The sequence below is a fragment of the Nocardia aobensis NBRC 100429 genome, assembly GCF_000308375.1.
GTDB lineage: Bacteria > Actinomycetota > Actinomycetes > Mycobacteriales > Mycobacteriaceae > Nocardia > Nocardia aobensis.
In genome coordinates this window covers 22,279-31,342 of record NZ_BAFQ01000283.1, presented here as the reverse complement: position 1 = coordinate 31,342, position 9,064 = coordinate 22,279, and the positions used below count along the sequence as shown (strand labels likewise).

The 9,064-nt window shown below is 67.8% G+C and carries 6 protein-coding genes; 3 read left to right on the top strand and 3 right to left on the bottom strand.

What is annotated here, in order from left to right:
• Nucleotides 1-1,914, top strand: a 1,914-nt coding sequence (locus tag RJ03_RS30165) for a CocE/NonD family hydrolase (protein ID WP_036509036.1), incomplete at its 5' end; no start/stop codon positions are given.
• A gap of 103 nt (nucleotides 1,915-2,017) precedes the next feature.
• On the opposite strand, the gene RJ03_RS30160 is transcribed toward RJ03_RS30165, so the two are convergent.
• Nucleotides 2,018-3,562, bottom strand: coding sequence for a long-chain-fatty-acid--CoA ligase (locus tag RJ03_RS30160; RefSeq protein WP_036509017.1), 1,545 nt, complete (start codon nucleotides 3,560-3,562; stop codon nucleotides 2,018-2,020).
• A 248-nt stretch (nucleotides 3,563-3,810) separates the two neighbouring features.
• On the opposite strand from RJ03_RS30160, the gene RJ03_RS35355 reads away from it, so the two are divergent.
• Together RJ03_RS35355 and RJ03_RS30150 are read left to right on the top strand one after the other, a co-directional pair.
• Nucleotides 3,811-4,986 carry a PucR family transcriptional regulator gene (locus tag RJ03_RS35355; protein WP_051025433.1) on the top strand — a complete coding sequence of 392 codons (1,176 nt, stop codon included), beginning with the start codon at nucleotides 3,811-3,813 and terminating at the stop codon, nucleotides 4,984-4,986.
• 203 nt (nucleotides 4,987-5,189) lie between these two features.
• Nucleotides 5,190-5,522: a hypothetical protein gene (locus RJ03_RS30150; RefSeq protein ID WP_036509016.1), complete on the top strand. Its 333-nt coding sequence runs from the start codon at nucleotides 5,190-5,192 to the stop codon at nucleotides 5,520-5,522.
• Nucleotides 5,523-5,544: 22 nt separating this feature from the next.
• Here the strand turns inward: RJ03_RS30150 and RJ03_RS30145 are convergent, their stop codons facing one another.
• Nucleotides 5,545-6,366, bottom strand: a complete 822-nt coding sequence (locus tag RJ03_RS30145; protein WP_036509014.1) for a YceI family protein — start codon at nucleotides 6,364-6,366, stop codon at nucleotides 5,545-5,547.
• Nucleotides 6,363-9,059, bottom strand: a complete 2,697-nt coding sequence (locus RJ03_RS30140) for an MFS transporter (RefSeq protein WP_083871435.1) — start codon at nucleotides 9,057-9,059, stop codon at nucleotides 6,363-6,365. The genes RJ03_RS30145 and RJ03_RS30140 overlap by 4 nt, the downstream gene beginning before the upstream one ends.
• Nucleotides 9,060-9,064 lie beyond the last annotated feature (5 nt).

The window sequence follows — 9,064 nt, the reverse complement described above, 5'->3', positions numbered from 1 at the left end:
TGGACCGCCGTGCACGACGGCCCGCAGCAATATCCCGACGTCCACGTGGATTCCGATGTGACGATCCGGATGAGCGACGGGGTGCTGCTGAAGGCCGACGTCTACCGGCCGGTCGACGCCTCCGGCGCCGTGGTCGCCCAGCCACTGCCGACCATCGTCAATCTCACGCCCTACACCAAGCTGATGACCGATCTGGTCGGCTCGGCGGTGGAGAATCCGCAACTGCAGCCGCTGGTGATGTCGCTGGTGCGGCAGATCAACCTCTCCGGCACCCCGATCAGCAGCTTCGGCGACCTGCTGCACGCCCTCGACGGCGGCACCGTGCCGACCGTCCTCGGCCTGGACCGCAATCTGATCCGCAGCGGTTACACGCTGGTGGTCGCCGATGTGCGCGGCACCGGACAGTCCCAGGGCAATTGGGAGACCCTGGGCGCGCGGGAACAGCTCGATACCCGCGAAGTGATCGATTGGGCTGCGGCACAACCGTTCTCGAACGGCAAGGTGGCGATGAGCGGCGGCTCGTACGCGGCGATCAACCAGCTGCGCGCGGCAGAGGACGCCCCGGCCGCGCTCCGCGCCATCTTCCCGGTCGTCCCCGGCAGCGATCTCATGCGCGATGTGGTGGCGCCGGGCGGCGGCGTCGGCACCACCTTCCTGCCGATGTGGCTCCAAACGGTCAATCAGCTCAAGCTGATCCCCGACCTGAAGTCGATCTTCGACGGAACCTTCGACTGGAAATGGCTCGCCTCCCGGGTGGCGGATCCGGCCACCAATGTCGACCTGCTCGCGCAGGCCCTGCTGACGCCGTCGATGGACGATATGCCGCCCGCCCTGTCGGACGCGCTCGACTCCGGCAGCGATTTCCGCCAGGCCCTCACCGGCCATCCGGAACGAGTCACCGTGCCCACCTTCGTCTACGGCGGCTGGCACGACATCTTCGCCAACAGCGCCACCAAGATCTATCAGGCCATCCCGCTGCCGGCCGGTCGCAAGCAACTCGTGATCGGCGACACCTATCACGCCAATCCCGGCGCCGGCACCGGCGTACCCGGCGCCCCGCCGCGGCTCGAGGTGCTGCAGCGAGCGTGGTTCGACAAGTGGCTCAAGGACATCGACAACGGTATCGACGGCTACGGCCCCATCGTGCTGAAGGAACAGGGCGGCGGCTGGGTGACACTGCCGCAGTACCCGCAGCCCGGAGCCGACCACCGCCGGATCTACCTGACCGCCGCGCCCAGCGGAACCACCGATGCGGCCGTGCACGACGGCTCGTTGAGCGCCCAGCCGCCGGCCGAGGTCTCCGCACTCACCGTGGCGCCGGGGCTGGCGACCCTCTGCTCACGGGACGCGGCCCAGGGTTCGGCCGGTTCGGCCGCGATGCTCGACACCTGCGCCAAGGACTCCCGGGTGGCCGAACACGATGCGCTGACCTTCACCAGCGCCCCGGTGTCGGCGCCGACCGCCATCTCCGGGCCGATCGACATCCACCTCGAGACCGTGCAGGACGCCACCGACGGATTCTGGAGCGCCACCGTCAACGACGTCGCACCCGACGGCACCTCCACGGCCCTGACCACCGGCCAGCTCACCGTCTCCATGCGCGCCGTCGACGATGCCCGCAGCTCCCGATCCGCCAACGGCGACTACACCGTTCCGTTCCATCTCCTCACCGCCGCGGCGCGGCAGCCGGTGACGCCCGGCGAACCGGTGGGCCTCGACATCGCGGTGATCCCGACCCAGGCGCGGCTCCAGATCGGACATCGGCTGCGTATCGATCTGTTCGCGGCCAACGCGCCCAAGGCCATGCCGTTCCGCCCGATGCTCAACGATTCGGAACTCAAGCCCCAGCATCTGCGCCTGGATCCGAACGCACCGAGTTACGTCAATCTGCCCACCGATCGGCCCCTCGGCTGAAACAGAGCCACGGCTGGGAATTCCGGGAGGTCGCCGCCGGAATCAGCGCCGCCCATCCCGTCGAAGCGCTACCGCACCTGGCCGGCCTGCTGCGCTGACACGCTCAGTGGACCTGCCGCTCCGCCTCGCCCCAATACTGTTTGCGCAGTTCCCGTTTGAGGATCTTGCCGGCACCGGAGACCGGCAGGGCGTCGACCAGTTCGATGGTGCGCGGAGCCTTGTAGCCGGCGATCAACTGCTTGGCGTGGTCTCGGATCTCCTCGACGGTGACGGTGGCGCCGGCGTGGCACACGATCACCGCGTGCACCCGCTCGCCCCACTCCTCGTCCGGGACACCGATCACCGCGCACGCCGCTACCGACGGATGTGCGGAGACCGCGTTCTCCACCTCGGCGGAATACACGTTCTCGCCACCGCTGACGATCATGTCCTTCATCCGGTCGACGATGTAGACATAGCCCTCGTCGTCCATATAGCCGCCGTCGCCGGTGTGCATCCAGCCGCCGCGTAGCGCCGCCGCGGTCTCCTCGGGCCGGTTCCAGTACCCGAGCATCACATGGCCGCCGCGCACCAGGATCTCGCCGACGGTCCCGCGCGGCACCTCGTCGTCCTCGGCGTCGGCGATGCGCACCTCGGCGTGCGGAGCCGCGCGGCCCGCCGAACGCAACCGTCCGGCCAGGTGGTCGTCGGGACCGAGCAGCGTTGCCACGGGCGACAATTCGGTCATCCCGTAGGCCTGGGCGAAACGCGCCTGCGGGAACGCGCGCATGGCGCGCTCGAGCACGGCCTGCGCGATCGGGGAGGCCCCGTACACGATGCCGCGCACACTGGACAGATCGAAATCGCTCACCCGCGGATGGTCGACGATCATCTGGATCATCACCGGCACCAGCAGCGTATCCGTAACCTGGTGCTCGGCAATCGCTGTCATCACCGCGACGGGGTCGAACGCCGGGACCATCACCTGGGCGCCGCCCATCATGATCTGGGTGACACAACCGGCCAGGTCGGCCAGATGGAACATCGGCGCGGCATGCAGATAGCGGGCGCCGGGCTGCGCCAGATATCCGGTCGACAAGCTGCCCAGGCCCGAGATCTGCAGCCCGGCATGGCTGAGCACCACGCCCTTGGGGTGACCGGTGGTGCCGCCGGTATAGAAGATTCCGGCCGGGGCGTCACCACCGCGGCGAGCGTCCTCGACAGGATCCGCGCCGGCGATCAGTTCCTCGTACGACAGCATGCCGTCGGGTGTGGGACCGTCCCCGCAGTGGATCACGGTGCGCAGCACCGGCGCGGCTGCCCGCAGCGCCGGCACCATCGCGGCGAAGACATCGTCGACCAGCAGGACCGCGGTCTCGGAATCCTCCAGCGAATAGGCGATTTCGGCCGGACTCCAGCGAATGTTGACCGGATTCAGCGCTGCCCCGGCCCACGGCACCGCCAGCACGTACTCCAGATACCGGTCACTGTTGAGCGCCAGAATCGCGACCCGGTCACCCTCGCCGACACCGAGCTGCCGCAACGCCCCGGCGAGCCGCGCCACCCGGTCGGCGCCCTCGGCGAAGGTGCGGGTGCGATCCCCGCAGATCGACATGACCCCGTCGGGGTTCTGCTGGACGGCCCGGTGCAGGCCCTGAGTGAGATACATGCGCTGTGCCTTCTGCCTTCGCTTCGCTACGGCGGGGTCTCGGCCCCTTGGCCTCGATTTTTCCTTCCTCCGCTCAGTCGCTGCGCTCCCTCGCTCCGTCAGTCCAAAATCGAGGCGGCCGAGACCCGTCCGGAGGAACACCGTTGAGTGTCGTGCACCACATGGCGGGCGGCCATGGATTCCGTGTCGAAGTTCAGGGGTGCGTTTTGTTGGTTTCTCCAAAGGCGCGTCGTATCCTCGGGCCTGTCATGAGCGAATCGTCCGAGGTCCCGAGTTCCCCGCGGCAGCGCTTGCTGGTGCGGATGCGGGCCGAGCGCGACGCCCTCGCGGCCCGCATCGTCGACCGGGCCCGCGCCGAGATTCCGGACTACCGCACGATCGAGGCGGCCGATCTGCTCCCGACGACGACGGCGATCATGGACCGATTGTTCGCCTCCCTCGCCGGTACGGCCGATATCGAGCCGCCCGAGGGCGCCCGGATGACCGACTACGGCCGCATCCGCGCCACTCAGGACGTGTCGATGGAAGCGCTGCTGCGAGCCTGGCGCCTCGCCGAACGGCTGCATCTCGAGACCTTGAGCGCGGTCGCGGCCGAATGCGGCGCCGACGACGCGGTGCTGTTCGAGATCACCAGGGACCTGCTGCGCCTGGTCGACGAGGCCGCGACCTCCTTCTCCGACGCCCACCACGAGGTCGAGCGCACCCGGGCCGGCCACGACCGCATCCAGCGCGCGGAATTCACCCGGGCGGTGCTGGCGGGCACGATCTCGGCCACCGAACTGACGTTGGGCATCCAGCGCTACGGCCTGCGCGCCGACGCCGAATACCGGGCCTTCCGCGCCCGCGCCGACGCCGCGCCGCCGGCCGAATTCGACCGTCTGCTGCGACCCCAGGGCGCCGATTACGCCTTCCGCACCGTGATCGACGGGGATTACGCCGGATTCACCGATCGCACGATCCACATCCCGGGTACGGCACTGCTGGCGTTCGGGCCGCCGTGCCCGCTCGCCGAGGCCCCGCGCTCATTTCGGCTGGCGGGCCGCGCCCTCGCCACCGCAGCCGCTCTCGGCCATACCGGCACCTGTGAATTCGACGGTCTCGGCCTGCTGCCCGGGGTCGCGGCCGATCCCGAACTGGGCGCCGAACTCGTGCGCCGCTATCTCGCGCCGTTGGGCAGCAGCGGCTCGGCGACGACGCTGATCGATACCGTCACCGCATATCTCGATACCGGGATGCGCATCGAGGCGACCGCACAGCGACTGATCGTGCATCCGAATACGGTCCGCTATCGCATCGCTCGTTTCGAGGAGCTGACCGGGTGCGATCTGCGCCGGGCCCACACCGGCGCACAGGTGTGGTGGGCGATTCAATACGACCGTCTGGTACGGCCTGGCGCAACGAATTTCGCGTCTGCGAATCAGTGAAGTTTCCCCCGAAATGCCGTGCGGTTGCCACGAAGTGGCTTAGGCTCGGACTGCCTCGATAGCTCGGGGCTTGCAGAGCGGGTCGCCATGCCCACAGCGTCCTGCTGTCGCAAAATCAGGTCAGATGGGGGCTGCGTCCCCGACAGCCCCCATCGCCCCTGAACAACACCGTAGTGTGAAACATCGATAAATCGAGGGACAGTATGCGCGGATCCCACGCCCCGTCGCCCGCCGAACGATTGCTGGCCGAGATCTACGAGGCCGGATACACCTCCGTCGATGACTTCATCGATCGGCTACGATTTCGCCCGCGCCACGCGGCGCCGGAGCCGGCCCGCCACGCCGCGGTGATCGACCCGTTCACCGACACCATCGAGCTGCAACTGGACATTCCCGGTGCGGCGAATTCCCTTGCGGGCATGACGCGTTGGTATCCGGAATTCGATCCAGAGATCGAGGTCGACCCCAACGCCGACACCACGGAATTCCCCGCGGTGCAGCGCATCTGGGTCGTCCCGGAACGCCACGCGAGCTGACCGGCCCCGGCCGGCCCGCCCGCTACATCTGCGGCAGCGAATCTCCCTGCACCAGTTCGATATCCAGCTCGACCTTCACCGTGGTGCCCACCGCGGCGACGCCGGCGCGGACGACGGCGTTGTAGTCGATCGCGAAATCGTTGCGGTGCAAATGGGTCTCGGCATGGAAGGCGGCGCGGACCCCGCCCCACGGGTCGGGTCCCGAACCGCCGTAGGTCAGGTCCAGCTCCACCGGGCGGCGCTGTCCGTGCAACTCCAATTCACCGGGCATCACCCAGGTATCGGCGCCGGTGCGCCGCAATCCGGTTCCGGTGAAGCCGATCAGCGGGTAGCTCTCGACATCGAGGAAGTCGGCCGAGCGCAGATGGTCGTCGCGCATCCCGATTCCGGTATCGATGCTGGCCGCCTTGATCTCGGCGAATCCGGTTGTCTGCTCGAAGTTCCGGGCCACATCCAGCCGGCCACCCACCTCGGCGAAGCGCGCCTTGATACTCGCGATACCGAGGTGGCGGGCGGTGGCCACGACCGTGGAATGCACCGGGTCGATGGTCCACGGGCCGGGCGCCGGCGTGCCGACGGAGCTCGCCTCCGACTGCAACGCCACCGCACCCAATTGCCCACTGCCGGAAGCGGATATCCGCGCTATCTGCGCCACCGGCTGGTAGCCGGGGGCGGTCACCACCGCGGTGTGCATACCGGCGGGCAGCGGCTCGGTGGCCGCGGCCCCGGTCTCGTCGGCCACCGCCCGGGCGAGCTGGCGACCGGTCAGATCGGTCACGGTCAGCAGCGCACCCGGCACCGGCCAGCCATCGGAATTGCGAACCTGTGCGGTCAAACCGCTCATGACAGCTCCGTGTTCTGATCGACACCACTGGGTTCGACACCATTGTGCCGCACCCCGTTCCGTTCTCCGTTCGTCGCGGCACCGTTCGTGCCGGCGACTCCGGTGGGCTCGGCGGCCGGGCGATCGCCCTCGTCACCGTCGTAACCCAGCCGGACATCGTGCTCGACCTCGCCGCCGCCGACGGTGACCCGGCTGGTCACCGGCGGATAACCGCGCGCGACCACCGTGTACTCACCCTCGCTGAGATCGGTCAGGACGTACTGGCCGTTCTCGTCGGTGCGAGTGGTCCCGATCGGGGTTCCGGAGCGATCCAGCACCGTGACCTCCGCGTCCAGCACCGCACCACCGTCGGCGAGCACGGTTCCGGTCAGCACCGCCATCGGCGAGAGCTCGATGTCGTGGTGCAGCAGACCACTGTCGGGCACGACCAGCGCGGTCGCGCTCGGGCGCATGTGTTCGGCCACCGCCACCAGGGTGTAGGTCCCCGAGACCACACCGTGGCAGAGGTAGTTGCCGGACGCGTCGGTGACGGCCGCGCCGACCACCTCACCACGCAGGTCGGTGAGGGTGACGGTCGCACCGGCCAGCGGCGGTCCGGCGACGGCGGTCCGGACCGTACCCGACAGCTCGCCCGAACCCTGCAGGGTCAGATCGAGACGCTGGGTACGTCCGTCGGCGGTGACATTCACCGCGGCCGGCTGATGACCGTTCGCCGAGACGATCAGCACGTAGCTACCCGCGCCGGGCGGCTCGATCGAATAGCGGCCGCCGCTGTCGCCGGTCGAACGCGAAACCTGGTGTCCACGTTGGTCGATCAGTGTCAGCGCGGCGCCCGCGACCGGTCGGCCGTCGGCCCGCTGCACCTGCCCGCCGATGGCGTGGCCGCTGCCGTGGGAGTTGACGACAGGGGTGTTTGTCATCGCCGAAACCTCCGCAATTCGATGTGATTCGTGGCCGTTGGCCGCGGCGTGCCGACCTGCCGCCGCGGCGGCGAGAACCGGTTCGGGCTCGGAGAGCGCCTGGGCGGCACCCTCCCACACCTGGTTCTCGGCCCACTCGGCTTCGGCCGTCTCGACCGGATCCTTCGGCGCCGGGGCGGGCGTCGAAGCATCCTGCAGCGGAATCTCTTTCATGAACATCATGACGATGCAGGCCAGCAGGGCCACGCCCGCCGCGGCGTAGAACACGCCGTGCATCGAGTTGGTGAACCCGATCAGGATCGGATCCTTGATCTGCTGCGGGAGCGCGCCGATTCCGGCGGTATTGGCCTGCAGCTGGTTCAGCTTGCCGGCGTCGAGCCCGGGCGGCAGATGTCCACCGAAGGCGTCGGTGATCTTGTGCGGCAACAGATTGAACAGAATCGTCAGGAAGACCGCGACACCCAGCGTACCGCCGACCTGCCGGAAGAAGGTCGCCGACGCCGTCGACACACCCATATCCGACCGCGGACCGGCATTCTGCGCCGCGATGATCAACGTCTGCATACAGCAGCCCAGGCCCAGGCCGACCAGCGCGCCGATCGCGAGCACCTGCCACATCGCGCTGTCGAAATGCAGCTGGGCGTAGAGCAGCGCGCCCACGGTCACCAGGAAGGTGCCGACCACCGGCAGAATCTTGTAGCGGCCGGTGCGCTTGACGACCTGACCGGAGATCATCGAGCCGATCATGATGCCCAGCACCAGCGGCAGCATCAGCAGACCCGCCTCGGTCGGCGAATAGCCGCGCACAACCTGCAGATACAGCGGCACCATACTGATCGCGCCGAACATCGCGATACCGACGATGAAACCACCGATCATCACGACCGAGAAGGTGGAATTCTTGAACAGCCGCAGCGGAATCAGCGCGGAATCCTTCATCAGGTATTCCACTCCGATGAACAACACCAGGCCCACCGCGCCGATGGCGTAGCAGATCACCGAATCGCCGGAGCCCCAGCCCCAGGTGCGGCCCTGCTCGGCCACGATCAGCAACGGCACCACACAGATCGCCAGCGCGATCGCGCCCCACCAGTCGACGTTCAGCTTCTGCCGCTGATGCGGGACGTTGAGCACCTTGGCCACGACCCCGAGCGCGACCACGCCGATCGGGACGTTCACCAGGAACACCCAACGCCAGCCGTCGATACCCCACAGCGTGTCGTAATCGGAGAACAGGCCGCCCAGCACCGGGCCGAGCACGGTCGAGGTGCCGAAGACCATCATGAAATAGCCCTGGTACCGGGCCCGTTCACGCGGGGGGACGATATCGCCGACGATGGTCATGGCCAGCGACATGAGGCCACCGGCACCCAAGCCCTGGAACGCGCGGAACGCAGCCAACTCGTACATCGACGTCGCGAACGTACACGCCGCCGAACCCACCACGAAAATACCGATCGCCAACAGATAGAACGGCTTCCGACCATAGATATCGGCCAACTTGCCGTACAACGGCGTCGAAATCGTCGCCGTGATCAAATACGCCGTCGTCGCCCACGCCTGCTGATCGAAACCATGCAAACTATTCGCGATCCGGACGATCGCCACACTCACAATATTCTGATCCAGCGCCGCCAAGAACATCCCCAGCAACAAACCGGACAAAATAGTCAAAATCTGCCGATGCGACAGAGACGGTCGCACATCCGCCGCCGGCGCGACGGTCGGAGCGTTCGGCTGCGCCGGCGGAGCCTCACTGGTCGAAGTCGTCATGTGTA

Excerpts from the sequence above, each read along its gene's own strand:
- RJ03_RS35355 (WP_051025433.1), top strand. The coding sequence starts at position 3,811 with ATGAGCGAATCGTCCGAGGTCCCGAGTTCCCCGCGGCAGCGCTTGCTG.
- RJ03_RS30160 (WP_036509017.1), bottom strand. The coding sequence starts at position 3,562 with ATGTATCTCACTCAGGGCCTGCACCGGGCCGTCCAGCAGAACCCCGAC.
- RJ03_RS30145 (WP_036509014.1), bottom strand. The coding sequence starts at position 6,366 with ATGAGCGGTTTGACCGCACAGGTTCGCAATTCCGATGGCTGGCCGGTG.
- RJ03_RS30140 (WP_083871435.1), bottom strand. The coding sequence starts at position 9,059 with ATGACGACTTCGACCAGTGAGGCTCCGCCGGCGCAGCCGAACGCTCCG.
- RJ03_RS30150 (WP_036509016.1), top strand. The coding sequence starts at position 5,190 with ATGCGCGGATCCCACGCCCCGTCGCCCGCCGAACGATTGCTGGCCGAG.